This is a genomic window from Pseudochrobactrum sp. sp1633 (assembly GCF_030376605.1).
GTDB lineage: Bacteria > Pseudomonadota > Alphaproteobacteria > Rhizobiales > Rhizobiaceae > Pseudochrobactrum.
Map to the genome: position 1 here is coordinate 79,611 of NZ_JARRAE010000003.1, position 17,307 is coordinate 96,917.

The 17,307-nt window shown below is 48.8% G+C and carries 19 protein-coding genes and 4 tRNA genes; 6 read left to right on the forward strand and 17 right to left on the reverse strand.

The annotated features are described in order from the left end of the window. Positions 1-3 precede the first annotated feature (3 nt). Positions 4-936, reverse strand: coding sequence for an N-acetyl-gamma-glutamyl-phosphate reductase (gene argC / locus P8H26_RS04265; RefSeq protein WP_289631635.1), 933 nt, complete (start codon positions 934-936; stop codon positions 4-6). 190 nt (positions 937-1,126) lie between these two features. After that, entirely contained in the window at positions 1,127-2,077 is a 951-nt protein-coding gene (gene speB / locus P8H26_RS04270; protein WP_289631636.1) for an agmatinase, read from the reverse strand. A gap of 176 nt (positions 2,078-2,253) precedes the next feature. On the opposite strand from speB, the gene P8H26_RS04275 reads away from it, so the two are divergent. Further along, complete coding sequence (locus P8H26_RS04275) at positions 2,254-3,060, forward strand: 5'-nucleotidase, lipoprotein e(P4) family (protein WP_289631637.1); 807 nt, start codon at positions 2,254-2,256, stop codon at positions 3,058-3,060. 12 nt (positions 3,061-3,072) lie between these two features. Here P8H26_RS04275 and P8H26_RS04280 read toward each other — a convergent pair whose 3' ends face one another. The 4 genes from P8H26_RS04280 to rplM all read right to left on the reverse strand — a co-directional run bounded on the left by P8H26_RS04280 (position 3,073) and on the right by rplM (position 5,000). Beyond that, complete coding sequence (locus P8H26_RS04280) at positions 3,073-3,531, reverse strand: GNAT family N-acetyltransferase (protein WP_289631638.1); 459 nt, start codon at positions 3,529-3,531, stop codon at positions 3,073-3,075. Beyond that, positions 3,528-3,887, reverse strand: coding sequence for an antibiotic biosynthesis monooxygenase (locus P8H26_RS04285; RefSeq protein ID WP_289631639.1), 360 nt, complete (start codon positions 3,885-3,887; stop codon positions 3,528-3,530). Before P8H26_RS04285 ends, P8H26_RS04280 begins: the two co-directional genes overlap by 4 nt. A 169-nt stretch (positions 3,888-4,056) precedes the next feature. Further along, positions 4,057-4,536: a 30S ribosomal protein S9 gene (gene rpsI / locus P8H26_RS04290; RefSeq protein ID WP_289631640.1), complete on the reverse strand. Its 480-nt coding sequence runs from the start codon at positions 4,534-4,536 to the stop codon at positions 4,057-4,059. After that, positions 4,536-5,000 (reverse strand): 50S ribosomal protein L13, encoded by a 465-nt coding sequence (rplM, locus tag P8H26_RS04295; RefSeq protein WP_221721169.1) that lies wholly within the window; start codon positions 4,998-5,000, stop codon positions 4,536-4,538. The genes rpsI and rplM overlap by 1 nt, the downstream gene beginning before the upstream one ends. 364 nt (positions 5,001-5,364) lie before the next feature. On the opposite strand from rplM, the gene P8H26_RS04300 reads away from it, so the two are divergent. The 3 genes from P8H26_RS04300 to P8H26_RS04310 all read left to right on the forward strand — a co-directional run bounded on the left by P8H26_RS04300 (position 5,365) and on the right by P8H26_RS04310 (position 7,556). Then, on the forward strand, positions 5,365-5,775 hold the full coding sequence (locus tag P8H26_RS04300) for a CoA-binding protein (RefSeq protein WP_289631641.1): 411 nt from the start codon (positions 5,365-5,367) through the stop codon (positions 5,773-5,775). A 150-nt stretch (positions 5,776-5,925) separates the two neighbouring features. Further along, positions 5,926-7,212 carry an O-acetylhomoserine aminocarboxypropyltransferase gene (locus tag P8H26_RS04305; RefSeq protein WP_289631642.1) on the forward strand — a complete coding sequence of 429 codons (1,287 nt, stop codon included), beginning with the start codon at positions 5,926-5,928 and terminating at the stop codon, positions 7,210-7,212. Positions 7,213-7,214: 2 nt separating this feature from the next. After that, positions 7,215-7,556, forward strand: coding sequence for a cupin domain-containing protein (locus P8H26_RS04310; protein ID WP_289631844.1), 342 nt, complete (start codon positions 7,215-7,217; stop codon positions 7,554-7,556). A gap of 58 nt (positions 7,557-7,614) precedes the next feature. On the opposite strand, the gene P8H26_RS04315 is transcribed toward P8H26_RS04310, so the two are convergent. The 10 genes from P8H26_RS04315 to P8H26_RS04360 all read right to left on the reverse strand — a co-directional run bounded on the left by P8H26_RS04315 (position 7,615) and on the right by P8H26_RS04360 (position 15,679). After that, positions 7,615-8,871: a cytochrome P450 gene (locus tag P8H26_RS04315; protein WP_289631643.1), complete on the reverse strand. Its 1,257-nt coding sequence runs from the start codon at positions 8,869-8,871 to the stop codon at positions 7,615-7,617. Between the two features lie 116 nt (positions 8,872-8,987). Further along, entirely contained in the window at positions 8,988-9,170 is a 183-nt protein-coding gene (locus tag P8H26_RS04320; protein WP_289631644.1) for a Flp family type IVb pilin, read from the reverse strand. Between the two features lie 109 nt (positions 9,171-9,279). After that, positions 9,280-9,468, reverse strand: a complete 189-nt coding sequence (locus P8H26_RS04325) for a Flp family type IVb pilin (protein ID WP_289631645.1) — start codon at positions 9,466-9,468, stop codon at positions 9,280-9,282. A gap of 326 nt (positions 9,469-9,794) precedes the next feature. Beyond that, positions 9,795-10,769, reverse strand: a complete 975-nt coding sequence (gene nrdF, locus P8H26_RS04330) for a class 1b ribonucleoside-diphosphate reductase subunit beta (RefSeq protein WP_289631646.1) — start codon at positions 10,767-10,769, stop codon at positions 9,795-9,797. 73 nt (positions 10,770-10,842) lie between these two features. Further along, a complete protein-coding gene (nrdE, locus tag P8H26_RS04335) occupies positions 10,843-12,948 on the reverse strand; it encodes a class 1b ribonucleoside-diphosphate reductase subunit alpha (RefSeq protein WP_289631647.1) in 2,106 nt (701 codons plus the stop codon). Positions 12,949-13,190: 242 nt separating this feature from the next. Next, complete coding sequence (nrdI, locus tag P8H26_RS04340) at positions 13,191-13,589, reverse strand: class Ib ribonucleoside-diphosphate reductase assembly flavoprotein NrdI (RefSeq protein WP_289631648.1); 399 nt, start codon at positions 13,587-13,589, stop codon at positions 13,191-13,193. Between the two features lie 250 nt (positions 13,590-13,839). Beyond that, a complete protein-coding gene (nrdH, locus tag P8H26_RS04345) occupies positions 13,840-14,061 on the reverse strand; it encodes a glutaredoxin-like protein NrdH (RefSeq protein WP_289631649.1) in 222 nt (73 codons plus the stop codon). 527 nt (positions 14,062-14,588) lie between these two features. Continuing rightward, positions 14,589-14,933 (reverse strand): hypothetical protein, encoded by a 345-nt coding sequence (locus P8H26_RS04350; RefSeq protein WP_289631650.1) that lies wholly within the window; start codon positions 14,931-14,933, stop codon positions 14,589-14,591. 494 nt (positions 14,934-15,427) lie between these two features. Then, positions 15,428-15,503: transfer RNA gene (locus P8H26_RS04355), tRNA-Val, on the reverse strand. A gap of 100 nt (positions 15,504-15,603) precedes the next feature. Continuing rightward, positions 15,604-15,679: transfer RNA gene (locus tag P8H26_RS04360), tRNA-Val, on the reverse strand. Positions 15,680-16,089: 410 nt separating this feature from the next. Here P8H26_RS04360 and P8H26_RS04365 point away from each other — a divergent pair. After that, positions 16,090-16,166, forward strand: a tRNA-Asp gene (locus tag P8H26_RS04365). Between the two features lie 199 nt (positions 16,167-16,365). Further along, positions 16,366-16,442: transfer RNA gene (locus P8H26_RS04370), tRNA-Asp, on the forward strand. 47 nt (positions 16,443-16,489) lie between these two features. Here the strand turns inward: P8H26_RS04370 and P8H26_RS04375 are convergent. Next, the gene (locus P8H26_RS04375; RefSeq protein WP_289631651.1) at positions 16,490-16,894 is read right to left on the reverse strand and encodes a hypothetical protein; all 405 of its coding nucleotides are present in this window, start codon (positions 16,892-16,894) and stop codon (positions 16,490-16,492) included. Positions 16,895-17,307 lie beyond the last annotated feature (413 nt).

The following is a 17,307-nucleotide window of genomic DNA, read 5'->3' on the forward strand; positions in this document are numbered from 1 at the left end:
AGCTTAACTCAGGCCCAGCATCAGGTTCATATTCTGGACAGCTGCACCGGATGCGCCTTTGCCAAGATTATCCAGTACGGCCACCAGATTGATCTGTTTGCCGCCTTCGGAGCCGAACACATAGAGGTTCATCTCGTCAGTATCGGCCAGCATTTCCGCATCAACACGCACCATTGCGCTGCTTTCCTCAAGCGGAACAACATGAACAATTTTCTGACCGGAATAATGAATTTTCAATTCATTATGCACGTCTTGCAATGTCGGTTTACCTTTGAGCAGATCAAGATAGACCGGAACCTGCACAATCATGCCCTGCGCAAAGCGGCCAACGCTCGGTGCAAAAATCGGCGCATGATCCAGCTTGCCGTAAAGCTGCATTTCAGGTTGGTGCTTGTGCTTCAGCGTCAGACCATAGAGGAAGTTATTTTCCTTCATATGTTCCGGATGGTTCACATCTTCCATCTGGGCGATCATCTGCTTGCCGCCGCCGGTATAGCCGGACACGGCATTGACCGTGACCGGATAGTCGCTGTTCATCAGCCCTGCATCACGCAGCGGGCGGATGAGCGAGATTGCGCCGGTTGGATAGCAGCCCGGATTGGCAACCAGACGGGCTTCGCGGATACGCTGCGCCTGCAATGCTTCAAGCTCTGCAAAACCATAAACCCAGTTAGAATGGGTACGGTGCGCGGTCGACGTGTCGATAATACGGGTGGAATGGCCTTCAAGCAGGATCACTGCTTCACGCGAGGCATCATCCGGCAGGCAGAGAATAGCAATATCAGCCAAGCGCAGCAGGTCAGCGCGCAAATCTTTATTGCGTCGCTCTTCTTCCGGAATAGACAGGACTTCCAGATCAGTGCGACCGGCAAGGCGGGTACGGATCTGGAGACCCGTTGTGCCATGTTCGCCGTCAATAAAGATTTTCGGTTTCATTTGAATTTTGCCTTAATGGTAGAGAATTCATGAGGTTAGGAGTTGTTGCTGAATCATTCTGTCAAGCAGTTGATTCATTCTGTGAGACTTAGAGCATTTCCGGTAAAACTGTGAACCATTTTGCATTCGGAAATGCATAAAATCAAACAGATGAACCGGTGCCAGTGATTCAATATTCACCGGAACCGCTTTAACGCGCAGCTTTCTTTTCTGCAAGCAGACCCAGATAATGCATGGCAATTGTCGCGCCTGCAATGGCTGTTATATCGGCATGATCATAGGCTGGCGCAACCTCTACAATATCAGCGCCGACAATATCAATTTTGCCGAGCTGACGCAGCACGGATAGCATTTTTGCCGAGGACGGACCACCCGCAACCGGTGTGCCTGTACCGGGCGCATAGGCCGGATCAAGGCAATCAATGTCGAAGGTGACGTAGGTTTTGCGCCCTTGTGTGCGTTTTTCAATCGCCTGTACAATGTCTCTGGCGCTCATATCTTCAACATCGTGACCATAGAGAATCTGAATGCCGCAATCTTCCGGTGCATGGGTGCGGATACCGATCTGGATGGATGTGGCCGGATCAATAATACCGTCTCGTACAGCACGGACAACAAATGAGCCGTGATCGATACGCTTGCCATCATCAAACCAGGTGTCCTGATGAGCATCAAACTGCACTAAGGCCAGCGGACCATATTTAGCGGCATGGGCTTTGAGGATCGGCCATGTCACAAAATGATCGCCGCCAAGCGACACCAGAAAAGCATCATTGGCGATCAGTTTAGCGGTTTCCTGTTCAATGGTGGCCGGTGTCAGCTGGTGGTTGCCGTAATCGAGCAGGCAGTCGCCGTAATCAATCACCGCCAGATTTTCAAACAGATCACGCTGAAACGGATATTGCGGATCGTTATCAAAGATCGCTGCGGCACGGCGGATTGCCTGCGGGCCAAAACGGGCGCCCGGCCTGTTGGAAACAGCTGCATCAAACGGAATGCCCCAGACTACCGCATCGGCATTGCTCACATCTTTACTATAGAGGCGCCGCATAAAGGAGAGGGCACCGGCATGAGTAGGGTCGGTTGCGGCTCCCTTGATCGTCTGAGCCGTAAAAGCATTGTCGATGGATTTATGTGCCATGAAGTAACACCGTAAGCTGAAACAAAACTGACGATACAAGCTGTAGCGTCTTTTGGCGGGCTGATAAAGCGGCGTCCGATATTTAAATACTGAGAATTATCGGGCGCAGAGTTGCGATTGTGAGGTGTCCCGTTCTGCCTGCAGATAGTGTTTTTCTATTCATCCGAGGGGACATTATGCAAAGCAGGGTAAACAATGTTTTTGTGGTTTCAGCACTGGCGGTTTTAACGGCAGGCTGTGTCACGGATCAGAAAGCGGCACAGGCTCAACTTGAGCAGCAGGCCGTGCTGGGTTTGAACTGGGTCCAGCAATCAGGTGAATATGAAGCACTGGCGTATCAGGCTTTCAATGCTGCCCGCAGAGCGTTTGATACGGCAAAGCTGGAGGACGGGCGTAAGAAGGCTGTGATTGTTGATCTGGACGAGACGATGATCGACAACTCTGCTTATGCTGCATGGCGGGCGGAGAATGGTGTGCCTTATACCAAGCCGACATGGGGGCGCTGGATGGCGGCGCGACAGGCAACGGCCATTGCCAGCGCTGTGTCTTTCGCCCGCTATGACAATTCTCATGGCGGTAAGATGTTCTATATCTCCAACCGTGATGACACATCCTATGCGGCAACTGTCAGTAATTTGCAGAAGCTCGGTTTTCCCGGTGTATCGCGTGAGACGGTTCTGTTGCGCACTGAACAATCAAACAAGCAGGCGCGTTTTGATCGGGTGAAATCCAAAGGCTATGATGTTGTGGTTTACGCCGGTGACAATCTCAATGATTTCGGTGCACAGTTCTACGGCAAGAATAATAGTGAGCGCCGGTTACTGGTCGCCGCACAACAGAACAAGTTTGGCTCAAAATTCATCATGCTGCCAAACCCGAATTACGGCGACTGGATCAGCGGTATGGCAACGGACTACTATAAGCAGACACCGGCAAAACAGTTGAAAATCAACCGCGAGAATTTAAAAGTCTGGAAAGGTTGAGCTGCCTGCGTTTCAGGAGACGGTTCTGTGCCATTCATAAAGCACATCCGGTTCTTTTTCTTCGTTGCCACTGCCGTCGCTTTCGTCAATCGCTGTAAAGCCATGCTTCTCATAGAATTGCCGCGCCTGAATATTGCGCTGGAATGTCCATAATTGCAGATGCGGAAACGTCGTTTGTGCCTGTTTGAGTAAAGCACTGCCAATACCGCGTCCCTGAAATTCCGGCAGAACATAGAGCTGTTCAATCCAGCCTGTTTTAAAGGCGATAATACCAGCCATGTCAGGGGAGAAGGCTGCCCGGATCTCGCATTGCGGAAAGACGCAATTCTCATAAAACCAGCGGTCTTGTGCAGGCGTGTGTAGCCCCTTCAGCCAAGGTAAGCGATCGTCAAAGGCTGCACGGTGAATGCAGGCAGCTTGCGCCATATCCTGCAAATCTAAACGCATGAGCGTAAAACTCTCTGATGTCATCCGGTTTGTTTTCCGGTGGCTGTGAAATCATAGGCGCGCTCAACGCGGGCAATCCGCAGCGCATAGGCCTCATACCACAATGCGCGGCCTTGTTTTTGCGCGGCCAGATGATCGACATTACGCTTCCATTGGCGGATACATTCTTCATCGCGCCAGTAGGAGTTGGTAATACCGAAGCCGCTTGCATCCCGCACGCTTTCGATACCGAGATAACCATCCTGCTTTTCCGCCAGTTCAACCATCTGACCGGCCATGTCACCATAGCCTGTGTCATCATCCGCGGTGCGTTGCGATGAAAACGCGACAACATAATAAGGTGTATCAGGAAGAGTAGCGAAGGGAGAGCGATTATGCATGAGACAGAATCCTGAGGCTTGGTGATATGGAAACATAAAGACCAAGCGCTGCAGGAAACAGCCGCTACTCTGTCGCATGAAATAAAAAAAGCGGATCCGAAGATCCGCTTTTCTGTAGTTCGTAAGCGATAAAAGATTAGCGCTTGGAGAACTGAGCCCCAGAGCGCGATTAGCGCTTGGAGAACTGGAAAGAACGACGGGCTTTCGCCTTACCGTATTTCTTACGTTCTACAACACGGCTATCGCGTGTCAGGAAGCCGCCTTTTTTCAGCACTGCGCGCAGACCTGGTTCGAAGTAGGTCAGGGCTTTTGAAATGCCGTGACGAACCGCACCGGCCTGACCGGACAGACCACCGCCGGCAACAGTCGCAACGATGTCAAACTGACCTGTGCGATTTGTTGCAACGATTGGCTGCTGCAGAACCATCTGCAGAACCGGACGAGCAAAATATGCGTTGAACTCTTTGCCGTTCACAGTGATCTTGCCTGTGCCTGGCTTTACCCAAACGCGTGCAATCGCATCTTTACGCTTACCGGTCGCATAAGAACGTCCGAGAGCGTCGACTTTTTTAACGTGAACAGGAGCTTCAGGAGCAGCAGCTGCTGCAACTGTGCCAAGTTCTTCGAGCGAGTTGAGCTGCTCAGCCATTATGCGTTCCTCTTATTTTTGCTGTTCAAAGCGCCGATGTCGAGGACTTCTGGCTGCTGTGCTTCGTGCTGGTGGTCAGCGCCTGCATAAACGCGCAGGTTTTTCATCTGACGACGGCCGAGCGGACCGCGCGGAACCATACGTTCAATCGCCTTCTCAACGACGCGTTCCGGGAAACGGCCTTCGAGGATCTGACGAGCTGTACGTTCTTTAATACCGCCTGGGTGGCCAGTGTGCCAGTAGTAAACCTTGTCGGTAAACTTTTTGCCGGTCAGAACAACCTTGTCAGCATTGATGATGATGACATTGTCACCGTCGTCAACGTGTGGGGTAAAGGTTGGTTTGTTCTTACCGCGCAGAATGTTGGCGACCTGAGAAGCGAGACGACCAAGAACAACGCCTTCAGCGTCGATCAAGATCCACTTCTTCACCACTTCTGCTGGCTTCTGAGAAAAAGTTGCCATTGAAGTTATCCTTGAATGATCCTTGCGACAGAGACTGTAACAAGGCTTTTTTTGTTGCTTGTGTTTCGGCAGAAATCTGCACGTAACAAATGAAAACCGTCCATCTTTGAGGGATGTATGCTTTCTGGGTGTGCAATACAGTGCCTGTGAGAGGACGTCAAGTGCGTTAAATTTGCTTTCATTTGTAATAGTTATGCAAAATCAATGGTTTACAAATACGGTAATATGTTACCCTATTAAAAATTGGTGATTTTTAACAATATTAACGGTAGGCGGACGGCATCACTTCAATTGCCCGCATTTTATGCATAGATTGTATTTTCTACAGAATGTGATGCTTGCCAGCATGAAAACGGAGAATGCCATGAATGAAACGGAAGTGAAATCTATCCTGCAAACCAAGCATGTGATCGCGCTGGTCGGCGCTTCTCCGAATGAGGATCGTCCAAGTTTTGGTGTGATGAAATATCTTCTGGGGCATGGTTATAAGGTCATTCCGGTTAATCCGGGGCAGGTGGGTAAGCAGATATTGGGGCAGACAGTTTATGCCTCGCTCTCCGATATTCCTGAGAAGATTGATATTGTCGATGTCTTCCGCGCTTCCAATGCCGTGCCTGCAATTGTCGATGAAGTTCTGGCATTGAAAGCACGGCCAGATGTATTGTGGTTGCAGCTTGAAATTGCCCATGAAGAGGCTGAAGCCAAAGCCCGTGCAGCCGGAATAAAGGTTGTGACCAATATGTGCACCAAGCAGCAACACCAGCGACTGATCTGAGCATAGTATAAGTCTGTCAGTAACCGGAGTTAGCGCTAAATAAAAAAGATAATAGTTTGCGTGAATTATGGCGATTAGCGGAATCTTTTTCTTTGCTTGTGTGAGAGTAAAATTCTAACCTGACCCAAATTTTTTATTTGGGAGTAGAGAATGTCTAAGCGCAGCCCCGGTTTTGATACACTTGCCATTCATGCAGGCGCAAAACCAGATCCGACAACCGGTGCCCGCACCACGCCGATTTACCAGACAGCATCTTATGTCTTTGACGATGTTGACCATGCTGCCGCATTGTTCGGCTTGCAGACCTTCGGCAATATCTATACCCGTCTGACCAACCCGACCACTGCCGTGCTTGAAGAGCGCGTTGCAGCGCTTGAAGGCGGTACAGCTGCTGTTGCTACTGCATCCGGCCATGCTGCACAGCTGCTGGTTTTCCATAATCTGCTGCGTACAGGCGATAATTTCATTGCTGCGAACAAGCTTTATGGCGGTTCAATCAACCAGTTCGGTAATGCATTCAAATCCTTCGGCTGGGAAGTCCGCTGGGGCGATGTGGATGATGTTTCCAGCTTTGAGAAGCAGATCGACGATAAAACCCGTGCGATTTTTATTGAAAGTCTGGCCAATCCGGGTGGTATCGTTGTTGATATTGCAGCCATTGCGGAAATTGCGCATAAGCATGGCCTGCCGCTGATCGTTGATAATACAATGGCATCGCCATATCTGATCCGTCCGATTGAACATGGTGCGGATGTTGTTGTGCACTCACTGACCAAATTTATCGGTGGTCATGGCAATTCTATGGGTGGTATTCTGGTGGACGGCGGTACATTCGACTGGTCGAAATCCGGCAATTATCCGATGCTCAGCGAGCCGCGTCCTGAATATGCCGGTGCGGAACTGCACAAAACATTCGGCAATATTGCTTTTGCCATTGCTGCGCGCACACTCGGCTTGCGTGATTTTGGTCCGGCGATTTCGCCGTTCAACTCGTTCCAGATTTTGGCTGGTATTGAGACATTGCCGTTGCGTATGCAGCGTCATTGCGACAATGCGCTGAAGGTTGCCCAGTGGCTGGAAAAGCACGAGAAGGTTTCATGGGTGCGTTATGCCGGTCTGCCAACCGATAAATACCACGCTCTGCAGCAAAAATATTCGCCTAAGGGCGGCGGTGCGGTTTTCACCTTCGGTCTGAAGGGCGGCTATGAAGCCGGTAAGGTTTTCGCGAACTCGCTGGAACTGTTCTCGCTGCTGGCCAATATCGGTGATACGCGCTCGCTGGTTATTCATCCGGCATCAACCACCCATCGCCAGCTGACCGATGAGCAAAAAGTTGCTGCCGGTGCAGGCCCTGAAGTGGTGCGTCTGTCGATCGGTATTGAAGATGCCGACGATATTATCGCTGATCTTGAACAGGCTCTGGCAAAGATCGTCTGATGATGTCGTTGTTGCTGCCAGTCAATACAGAGACTGAACCGGAAATTGGTGCGCCTGCTGAAGGGCGCGTGATTTCCGGCAATCCGCAGTTCAGAACATGGAATGCGGAGGAGACCTCAGACGGGCTTTATGTCGGTGTCTGGGAGTCGACTGCAGGCAAATGGCATGTCACTTATGATGAGTGGGAGTTCTTCCAGCTTATCAGCGGCGTTTCTGTTTTGACTGAAGAGGGCAAAACCCCTTTAACCTTACGTGCTGGTGATAGTTTTATCATCAGACCGGGCTTTAAAGGCTCGTGGGAAGTGATTGAAACGACTCGTAAAACCTATGTGATCAAACTCTGAACATTGATCATGAAAATAAAAAAAACGCCGCGTCTTATGGGACGCGGCGTTTTTGTTTTTACCATTCCAGTTTCAGGCTTTGCATGCCGTGGAAATGATAGGTGTCGCCATAGAGCGGTGGCTCAGCAAAGCGGATATTCGGCAGACGTTTAAACAATGTTGCTAGTGAGACCTGCATTTCCAGATGCGCTAAAGGTGCGCCGATGCAGAAATGGATGCCGGCACCGAAAGAAACATTTTTCTGATCCGGACGCTCCGGCCAGAAACGATCCGGCTGGTCAAAAGCCTGATAATCTCGGTTGCCGCAGCCCAGCAACAGGCCAAGCTGTTCACCGGCTTTCAGTGTCACGCCTTCCGCAATTTCAGTCTCATTATAGGCATAGCGGGTGAACATATGCAGCGGTGCATCAAAGCGCAGGCTTTCCTCAACCACAGCAGCTGTTGATTCCGGCGTTGCAAACAGCGTGCGATGATCCAAACCGCTTTGCAGAATGGTTTTCACTGCATTGCCTGTTTGATTGACCGTTGCTTCATGTCCGGCATTGAGCAGCAGGATACAAGTAGTAATCAGCTCATCTTCTGAGAGCTTGGCACCATTTTCTTCTGCGGCGAGCAATAGGCTCAGCAGGTCGTCACCTGGATTTTTACGGCGCTGAGCAGCATAATCGCGCAAATAGTCGGAAAACTCTTTGGCCGCCTGATTGGCACTGTCTTCCACTTCACGCGTGGCGTTATGCATATACATGTTGACCATGCGATGCGACCAGTCGAGCAGTTGCGGGGCGTTATCAACCGGAACGCCGAGCATTTCAGCAATCACCACGAGCGGGATAGGGGTGGCGAAGGCAGGCATCAGATCGACATGGCCCTGATGTTCAAAGCCGTCGATCAGTTCATTTGCGAGTATTTCAATGCGCGGGCGCAGACGCTCGACCTGACGGGAGACGAAAGCGCGGTTGACGAGGGTGCGCAAGCGGGTATGAACCGGCGGTTCAATTTCCAGCATGGAGTGGCGCTCAACGCCGTCAAAATCTTTGAGATGTTCACGATTGATTGCATTGGCGCGATAACCGCCCGGTTCTTCACGGCCAAAACGACGGTCGCGGAACAGCTTGTTGATATCGTTGTACCCGGCAAAGCACCAAAAACCGTAATCTTCCCAGAAAAATACCCGTGCATTGTGATGCAGCCATGCGTATGCCGCGTATGGGTTTTGCACAAACTCCGGCTGATGCGGATCAATCCGCACATGACGGGTAGCAGCATCGAAATGGAGATAATCGGGTTTTAAAGGCGCGCTAGGGTAGTTGATCATCAGGCTTTCATCGCATTGGCATTAAAAGAGAATTTGCTATGCGACTATAAAGGCAGATGAAAAGAAAATGCAGCGTGACAAAGCGCGGCATGAGGGAATTTAAGGTTTACTGATGCTCAGTTGCCAGAGGATTGTGATCTGGATGTCAGCGTATCAGAGATTGTTTCCATCGGGGTGCTGAATGATGAGCCAAGCAGAATGAGTGAGGCAGTAATCAATAGCGCTACCAAGGCGGCAATCAGGCCATATTCAATTGCTGTTGCACCGGATTTTGATTGAAGAAAAGTCTTAAGCGACATTAACTTCTCATCCTTTGACAGTGTTACAGGGATTATTGAATAGTCTTTTAAAAAAAACCGCCCGATTTATACCGGACGGCTTTTGAAAAGTGCTAATTAATTACGAAGCTTATTTGTTCGCATTTGTATCGGCAGCGTCAATTTTTTCACTTACTGTTGTGAAGATATTGGTCAGGCTTGTACCTACCATTGTTACTGCGCCGATAATGATAACCGCGATCAGAGCTGCGATCAGGCCGTATTCGATTGCAGTTGCGCCATCTTCATTCTTACGGAAACGCTTAAAAATTGCTTTCATTTGCCTTAACTCCAGATAGTTCTTTTTGTTATGGTCTTGCTGACCTGTTACGACTTATAGCCTACAGATTGTTTTCCAAGACTTAAATTACATAGTAAATGAAGTTTAAGCATTGAACTTGCTTAATGAATTACTTTTTTGTCAGAAATTTTTTCAATTGTTATGTGCTGAAATCTGAAAATAAAATAGTTTTTTCAATGCCTTAAAGTGTATTCTTTAAAAGAAAAGCCTCAGAGACATTTTTCTGTCTCTGAGGCTTGATATAAAGTGTAATGAAGAAACGGGCGTAATATTAGCAATAAAACGCCCGTTTCTTAATGCATAGATTAAAAATCCCAGTCATCATCTTCAGTCGCGACGGCTTTACCAATCACATAGCTGGAGCCTGAGCCGGAGAAGAAGTCGTGATTCTCATCGGCATTCGGTGAGAGCGATGACAGGATCGCCGGATTAACATTGGTCACAGTGCTCGGGAACAGCGATTCATAGCCGAGATTCATCAGCGCTTTGTTCGCATTGTAATGCAGGAACTTTTTGACATCTTCGGTCAGACCGGTGCCGTCATAAAGCGCTGCTGTATATTTGGTCTCAACATCATAGAGATCGAGCAGCATAGAGAAGGCGAAATCTTTCAGCTCTTCCTTGCGTGCTTCGCTCTCTTTTTCCAGCGCGACCTGATATTTGTAACCGATGTAATAGCCGTGCACGGCCTCATCGCGGATGATCAGGCGGATAAGATCGGCAGTATTGGTCAGCTTGGCGCGGCTCGACCAGTACATCGGCAGATAAAAGCCGGAATAGAACAGGAAGCTTTCCAGATATACGCTGGCGATTTTACGCTTCATCGGATCGTTTGATTTATATTCATTGACGATCAGAGCTGCTTTGCGCTGCAGATGCGGGTTTTCTTCACTCCAGCGATAGGCGTCATCCACATCCGGTGTTGAGCAAAGCGTGGAGAAAATTGACGAATAGGAGCGGGCATGAACCGCTTCCATAAAGCTGATATTCGAAAGAACAGCTTCTTCGTGCGGGGTCACAGCATCCGGCATCAGGCTGATTGAGCCGATGGTGTTCTGAATAGTATCCAGCAGGGTCAGGCCTGTGAAAACACGGATTGTCAGTGTTTTTTCTGCAGGTGTCAGTGTGCCCCAGGATGGAATATCATTGGACAGCGGAACTTTTTCCGGCAGCCAGAAATTACCGGTTAGACGGTTCCACACTTCGAGATCTTTTTCATCTTCGATGCGGTTCCAGTTAACAGCCTTGGTGGCACAGACGAGTTTTGGTTGGGCGTTCATGATGAGCTCTGAATTTGTGATGATGTGCCGTCTGTTTAAGAACAGACGGCATCAATGAAATGACAATATCGCGTTACAGCGTACAGGAAACGCAGCCTTCTACCTGTGTGCCTTCCAGAGCCATCTGGCGCAGGCGGATATAGTAGATTGTTTTGATTCCCTTGCGCCATGCATAAATCTGCGCCTTGTTGATATCGCGTGTCGTTGCCGTATCACGGAAGAATAGCGTGAGGGACAAGCCCTGATCCACATGCTGTGTAGCCGCAGCATAAGTGTCGATGATCTTCTCAGCACCAATCTCATAGGCATCCTGATAATAATCGAGATTATCATTGTTCATGAACGGGGCAGGGTAATAAACGCGGCCGATCTTACCTTCTTTACGAATCTCAATCTTGGACGCAATCGGATGGATCGATGAGGTCGAATTGTTGATGTAGGAAATCGAACCTGTCGGCGGAACAGCCTGAAGGTTACGGTTATACATACCATGCGCCATCACCGATTTGCGCAATTCTTCCCAATCTGCCTGAGTAGGGATCGCAACGCCTGCAGTTTCGAACAATTCGCGCACACGGGCGGTTTCCGGTTCCCAGAGCTTATCGGTATATTTGTCAAAGAATGTACCGTCGGCATATTTCGAATCTTCAAAACCGACAAAGCTCGATTTGAGATCCATAGCGATACGGTTCGACGCTTTAATCGCGTGATAAGCCACGGTGTAGAAGTAGATATTGGTGAAATCCACGCCTTCTTCCGAACCGTAGTAAATGCGTTCGCGTGCCAGATAACCGTGCAGGTTCATCTGACCAAGACCAATCGCATGGCTCTCATCATTGCCGCGGGCAATGGATGGCACGGAGTTGATCTGGCTCATAACCGATACGGCAGTGAGCGCACGGATTGATGTTTCGACGGTCTTGCCGAAGTCAGGGCTGTCCATCGTCATCGCAATATTGAGCGAACCGAGATTACAGGAAATATCTTTACCGATATGTTCGTAATTCAGATCGTCTTTATAGGTGCTGGCTTCGCTGACCTGAAGAATCTCTGAGCAGAGATTGCTCATATGAATACGACCGGCAATCGGATTGGCAGCATTCACCGTGTCTTCGAACATGATGTACGGATAGCCGGATTCAAACTGAATTTCTGCGAGCGTCTGGAAGAAAGCACGCGCCTTGATCTTCTGCTTGCGGATACGGCCGTCATCAACCATTTCGCGGTATTTGTCGCTCACGGAAATTTCAGAGAACGGCACGCCATAAACGCGCTCCACATCATATGGCGAGAACAGATACATATCCTCGTCATTCTTCGCCAGTTCAAAGGTGATGTCCGGAATCACCACACCGAGCGACAGGGTTTTAATGCGGATTTTTTCATCGGCATTTTCGCGCTTGGTATCGAGGAAGCGCATAATGTCCGGATGGTGCGCATTCAGATAAACCGCACCGGCACCCTGACGCGCACCCAGCTGGTTCGCATAGGAGAACGCATCTTCAAGCAGCTTCATAATCGGAATAATACCGGAAGACTGATTCTCGATCATTTTGATCGGCGCGCCGTGTTCACGGATATTGGTGAGTGCAAAAGCAACGCCACCGCCACGCTTGGAGAGCTGCAGTGCGGAATTGATCGAACGGCCGATCGATTCCATATTGTCTTCCATGCGCAGCAGGAAGCAGGAAACCAGCTCGCCGCGCTGTTTTTTACCGGCATTAAGGAAAGTCGGTGTCGCAGGCTGGAAACGGCCGGACAGCACTTCTTCCATGATTGATGTGGCCAGAGCCTCATCACCATTGGCCAGTGCCAATGCAACCATACAAACGCGGTCTTCATAGCGCTCAAGATAGCGCAGACCGTCAAAAGTTTTCAGCGTGTAGCTGGTGTAATATTTGAACGCGCCGAGGAAGGTCGGGAAGCGGAACTTCTTTTTATAGGCGAGATTGAAGAGATTCTGCACGAACTCGAAAGAGTACTGATCCAGCACTTCTTTTTCGTAATAATTCTGGGTCACCAGATAATCGAGCTTTTCTTCCAGATTGTGGAAAAAAACCGTGTTCTGGTTCACATGCTGTAGAAAATACTGGCGAACGGCCTTGCGATCCATATCAAACTGGATCTCGCCATTCGGACCGAACAGGTTAAGCATGGCATTCAGCGCATGATAGTCCATTGCCGGAGTGTCCTTGTTAGAACTCCCGTTGTTTGAACTGTTTGTGTTGGTTTTTTCTGTTCGTTCAAGCTCAAGAGTTGCCACAGTTTTTCCAATTCATCTTTCGGGTCATGCCACATACAGGTGAAACGCCGTATGACATGTCTGTTCACAATACTGCTCCGGCTTGGTTATCTGAAAGCGGGCAGTTGTTTTAAGTTCAGCTCTTTAAACCTTTTGCAGGCCTAAAGGACAGGCAACAATTACGCTGCCCAGAATTTTTTCAGACCGGTACGCACGTTCATAACGTCATCCTCAGTTCCGGCCAGTTCATAGCGATATAAAAACGGCACCTGACATTTTTCGGAGATCACATCACCTGCAATGCCGAAAGTCGTGCCGAAATTGCGGTTGCCGCTGGCGATGACACCGCGGATCAACGAGCGATTGGTACTGTCATTAAGAAAGCGGATGACGGGCTTCGGTACTGCTCCGCGTCCGTCACCACCGGCATAGGTCGCGAGAACCAGTACAAAAGGTTGCGTAACCTGCAATAGATCAGCCTTCATGCTGCACGAAATACGCTGAGCAGGCAGTTCTGTTTTTGTGATAAAGCGATGCGTATTTTGCGTGCCGCTTGAAAAATAGACGAGCATGCTCATAGCCACTTCCTCATGAAATCATCAGTGAAACACTGAAGTCAAACAAAGCCCTCTCTATATATAGTTATCTCAGCCAGGCTATGCAGCCCTTATTGTGATTGTTTTATATAAGGAAGAGGGTGGTCGTTACGGTCTTATATCTGAAGTGCGGTTCCTGACCCCTTACTGCTGCCCGTCCTCATGGACTGAAAACGGGCAGAGCAAATCATAGATCCGCTTATAACAATCCGGCCCAAACAGGCCGGACTGCTTATGACAATGCGCTGATCATATCAGGGCGGAAGCCTGCCCAATGCGTATCACCGGCCACAACGACTGGTACCTGCATATAGCCGAGAGCCTTTACGGTATCAAAACCTTCAGAATCTGCCGAAATATCAATGATGTTGAAATCGATTCCCTGACGTTCCAGAGCGCGGTAGGTGGCTGTGCACTGAACGCAGGCTGGCTTGCTGTAAACAGTAATGGACATCGGATTCCTCGTTTCTTGATCGCCCTGATATTTCAGAGCTTATATGCGTTATATGCCTGTCGGTTATTCGTTTCAGAATGCTCGGCGGGCATTGTAGCGGGGGCTACGTTTCCCCTTGCGGGGCTTCATCGGCTTTGCACCTGACGGTGCTTTTTTATTCTGCACCTGACGGCACTTTGTTATTTTGCGCCTGACAGCGCGGTACTCTTTGCATCTCCTGATGCGGCATTCGTTGTTCTTAGGAGCTTTTCACCCTCAAAGAACCAGTTATGCGACGCTTCCCTGCAGTCTTTGCCGGCATATTGGGTGCCGTATGCGATAAACTCGAACTTTGTGGTTCCGCCACCTTTGAGATCGCAGGGGCGAGGATATTTCAGGCGCGGTATCGCGCCTTCGAAACTGCTGCACAAAACTGCGGTTAATCCGCAAAACGCATGCTGTACTTGCTTAAACTGATAATGTGGGAACGGACGGCGAGAGAGGCTGGACTGTTCTGGCTCGGAAAGACACCTGAGCCGGATACGCATTCAGGAATGGTCGTATAAAGCCATAGGGCGAAGATCTGTTTTTAAGGCAGATAAGTCCGACCCGGATGCCCGTGGTGCAAAATCTGCTGACTCAATATTCTGAGAAACAGACAACAAGGCCTGTTTGTATCCGAATATTTGAAAAGCAGCTCTGACCGTGCGCATATCTTGATTCCTGCAGCCTTGCTGAAATGCGATCTGTGCCCCCTTGGTACTGTAGTCTGTACCGGTGTTGCGCATCACATTTCTTCCGTCTTCAACATTCCCGGAGCTTATATTTGACAACAAGCTCCGATTCTTCGCCGGAAAGGAAAAATCCCGAAAAACCGGCAAAAATTTCGGCACAAAAAATCCGGATTACATAGTGAATTTCCGCATTCTCTGTACCTGATAAAGTCGTTTTGAACGCTATTCTGAAGCCGCAGATTGCAGAATCGAATATTCGCTCAAGATACTATATATGGTATATGTTATGAATTTTTCGTCAATACCTATGGTGTCCATCAGGGGCGGAAGCGGGAAATTTTGCCCGCTATACACAGGCGGAAAGGAATGTGGGGAGAAGTACCCAAAAGACGAATATAGGGCTGGCAGAAGGGTTGCCGCCACGCGTCTTGATTCTTACACGCAGCATATAAGATATGAGCGCTTTTGGGGCGGAATCTTTGCTGTTTCTTGGCAGATTCTTTTCTTTACAAAAGACTGCGAAGCGGGCAGGCGATTCTTTTCGAATATTATGAAATAGCTGCAGAGCGGCGTCGAAAGATTCGGGCGCACAGCAATGGTGGTGAGAGATAAGCTTGCTCTGTCACTGATATGATTGATTATGAGAAGGGGAATGGTGGGCGATGAGAGACTCGAACTCCCGACATCTTCGGTGTAAACGAAGCGCTCTACCAACTGAGCTAATCGCCCGCTCGCTAAAAGCGGATGTGCTGACTTATATTCTTATTATAAATATGAGCACGACATATTTATAATAATCATTCATCAAACTGATTTCTCAGAGAATGAATGGTGGGCGATGAGAGACTCGAACTCCCGACATCTTCGGTGTAAACGAAGCGCTCTACCAACTGAGCTAATCGCCCGCTCGCTTGAAGCGGCTGTGAGGCCCGTTTAAGGAATTCTTCCGGTAAGCGCAAGAGCAAAAATCAAAATAAAACAGAAATATGCAATAATTTTATCTTCCGGCAAATCGCAGCCTCATTTCATCTTCTGACCAAATGGCAAATTCATATGATTCTTTGAATTCAGATGCTTAAGTCCGGAAGTGAGGGGGAGGGGTGTGTATAAGTTTTTGCCTCTTTTTAGGTCGCCTTATATATAAAGTGCAATATTGCGGCTTTCGGCATCTTTGTGACTTTTTCGGTGAAAAACTTTCAAAAGCTCGCTTGACAGTTCATAGTGAACACATTAGACAGCGCCCATACCGAACGGAAACGTCACGGTGCCTCAAGCGAATAGCTTAAGGCTTTCAGATAATCTCTGAAAATACTGCGCGGGTGTAGCTCAGTTGGTTAGAGTGCCGGCCTGTCACGCCGGAGGTCGCGGGTTCGAGCCCCGTCACTCGCGCCACTTTCTCTTCTTACAAAATACAGTTTATGAGAAAGTGGCGCACCCCGCCTGCTTTATATTTCTCTTTTATACACCGAATTAAGCGTTTGTTTTTAAATGCAAATTTTCTTCATTTATTTGTAAAATTTGTAAGAAAACCCTTTGATTTTAAAAATGAATCAGGGTACATACCAAATCACTTCAGCAGATGAAGTACTGCGCGGGTGTAGCTCAGTTGGTTAGAGTGCCGGCCTGTCACGCCGGAGGTCGCGGGTTCGAGCCCCGTCACTCGCGCCACTTTCTCTCTTTATAATATGGTTTGAGAAAGTGGCGCACCCCGCCAATTATCCTCTTTTGTCATTTAGATATAGTAATGCCGTTTGTGCCGGTGTGGACTTAGCTGCCTGCTTTTCAATTCTAACGGCAGGGTTGCTGATGCGTTTTATATAGGCGGCCTCTGAAGTATAAATTACAAAGGCGGTCAGCAGGAATATAAGGCCGCTTGCAAGATATCTTCTGATTGGTGTGAGATCGACTTCGGTTTCGTGTCGAAGTGGTTTTGTTAGTTTGTATGGAATGGCAGCAAACAAGATCAGGCTGATGAGTAGGAAGCTGATGGAGATCATTTCGATAATTGTCGGTACTCCGCTGCCGTCCAGCAAAATATATGCGAATATCCCAGTGGTTGCGGAAAGAAGTGCGGCGGTCAGGGTGAATAATCCCGTAATGACGCCAAGTGGTGTGTACATTGGCATTTCCTATAAAAATAAATCAAAAAAATAACAGGTTTTAAAATACGCGACTGATTTATCGGTAGATTAAGCATTTTTTGTGGTGTGCCGCATGCGGTGAGTGCGACTCGTTTTTGCCAGAGAGGGGGATTCTCCTGGTCTTCAAGTCAGGGCCGGATGATTTTCACGAAAATTTGTGTAATATAAATATGTGATGACTGTTGGCGTCTGTGCAAAATTCAAGTGCTACAGTTGTTAACAGGTTGGCTTTTATTAATCATATCCACGTGAGTGCATAGCTGACATGTTCTTTATAGGCTTGCGCAATCGGGTTGACTGCGATAACCGTCCCCACACAAAGCACTGTATTCGCACGGCACGCCATTTGAAGCTGTTTGGGCGAGATTGATTGTAAGGTGCAATGTGTCACA

Excerpts from the sequence above, each read along its gene's own strand:
- argC (WP_289631635.1), bottom strand. The coding sequence starts at position 936 with ATGAAACCGAAAATCTTTATTGACGGCGAACATGGCACAACGGGTCTC.
- speB (WP_289631636.1), bottom strand. The coding sequence starts at position 2,077 with ATGGCACATAAATCCATCGACAATGCTTTTACGGCTCAGACGATCAAG.
- P8H26_RS04275 (WP_289631637.1), top strand. The coding sequence starts at position 2,254 with ATGCAAAGCAGGGTAAACAATGTTTTTGTGGTTTCAGCACTGGCGGTT.
- P8H26_RS04280 (WP_289631638.1), bottom strand. The coding sequence starts at position 3,531 with ATGACATCAGAGAGTTTTACGCTCATGCGTTTAGATTTGCAGGATATG.
- P8H26_RS04285 (WP_289631639.1), bottom strand. The coding sequence starts at position 3,887 with ATGCATAATCGCTCTCCCTTCGCTACTCTTCCTGATACACCTTATTAT.
- rpsI (WP_289631640.1), bottom strand. The coding sequence starts at position 4,536 with ATGGCTGAGCAGCTCAACTCGCTCGAAGAACTTGGCACAGTTGCAGCA.
- rplM (WP_221721169.1), bottom strand. The coding sequence starts at position 5,000 with ATGGCAACTTTTTCTCAGAAGCCAGCAGAAGTGGTGAAGAAGTGGATC.
- P8H26_RS04300 (WP_289631641.1), top strand. The coding sequence starts at position 5,365 with ATGAATGAAACGGAAGTGAAATCTATCCTGCAAACCAAGCATGTGATC.
- P8H26_RS04305 (WP_289631642.1), top strand. The coding sequence starts at position 5,926 with ATGTCTAAGCGCAGCCCCGGTTTTGATACACTTGCCATTCATGCAGGC.
- P8H26_RS04310 (WP_289631844.1), top strand. The coding sequence starts at position 7,215 with ATGTCGTTGTTGCTGCCAGTCAATACAGAGACTGAACCGGAAATTGGT.
- P8H26_RS04315 (WP_289631643.1), bottom strand. The coding sequence starts at position 8,871 with ATGATCAACTACCCTAGCGCGCCTTTAAAACCCGATTATCTCCATTTC.
- P8H26_RS04320 (WP_289631644.1), bottom strand. The coding sequence starts at position 9,170 with ATGTCGCTTAAGACTTTTCTTCAATCAAAATCCGGTGCAACAGCAATT.
- P8H26_RS04325 (WP_289631645.1), bottom strand. The coding sequence starts at position 9,468 with ATGAAAGCAATTTTTAAGCGTTTCCGTAAGAATGAAGATGGCGCAACT.
- nrdF (WP_289631646.1), bottom strand. The coding sequence starts at position 10,769 with ATGAACGCCCAACCAAAACTCGTCTGTGCCACCAAGGCTGTTAACTGG.
- nrdE (WP_289631647.1), bottom strand. The coding sequence starts at position 12,948 with ATGGACTATCATGCGCTGAATGCCATGCTTAACCTGTTCGGTCCGAAT.
- nrdI (WP_289631648.1), bottom strand. The coding sequence starts at position 13,589 with ATGAGCATGCTCGTCTATTTTTCAAGCGGCACGCAAAATACGCATCGC.
- nrdH (WP_289631649.1), bottom strand. The coding sequence starts at position 14,061 with ATGTCCATTACTGTTTACAGCAAGCCAGCCTGCGTTCAGTGCACAGCC.
- P8H26_RS04375 (WP_289631651.1), bottom strand. The coding sequence starts at position 16,894 with ATGTACACACCACTTGGCGTCATTACGGGATTATTCACCCTGACCGCC.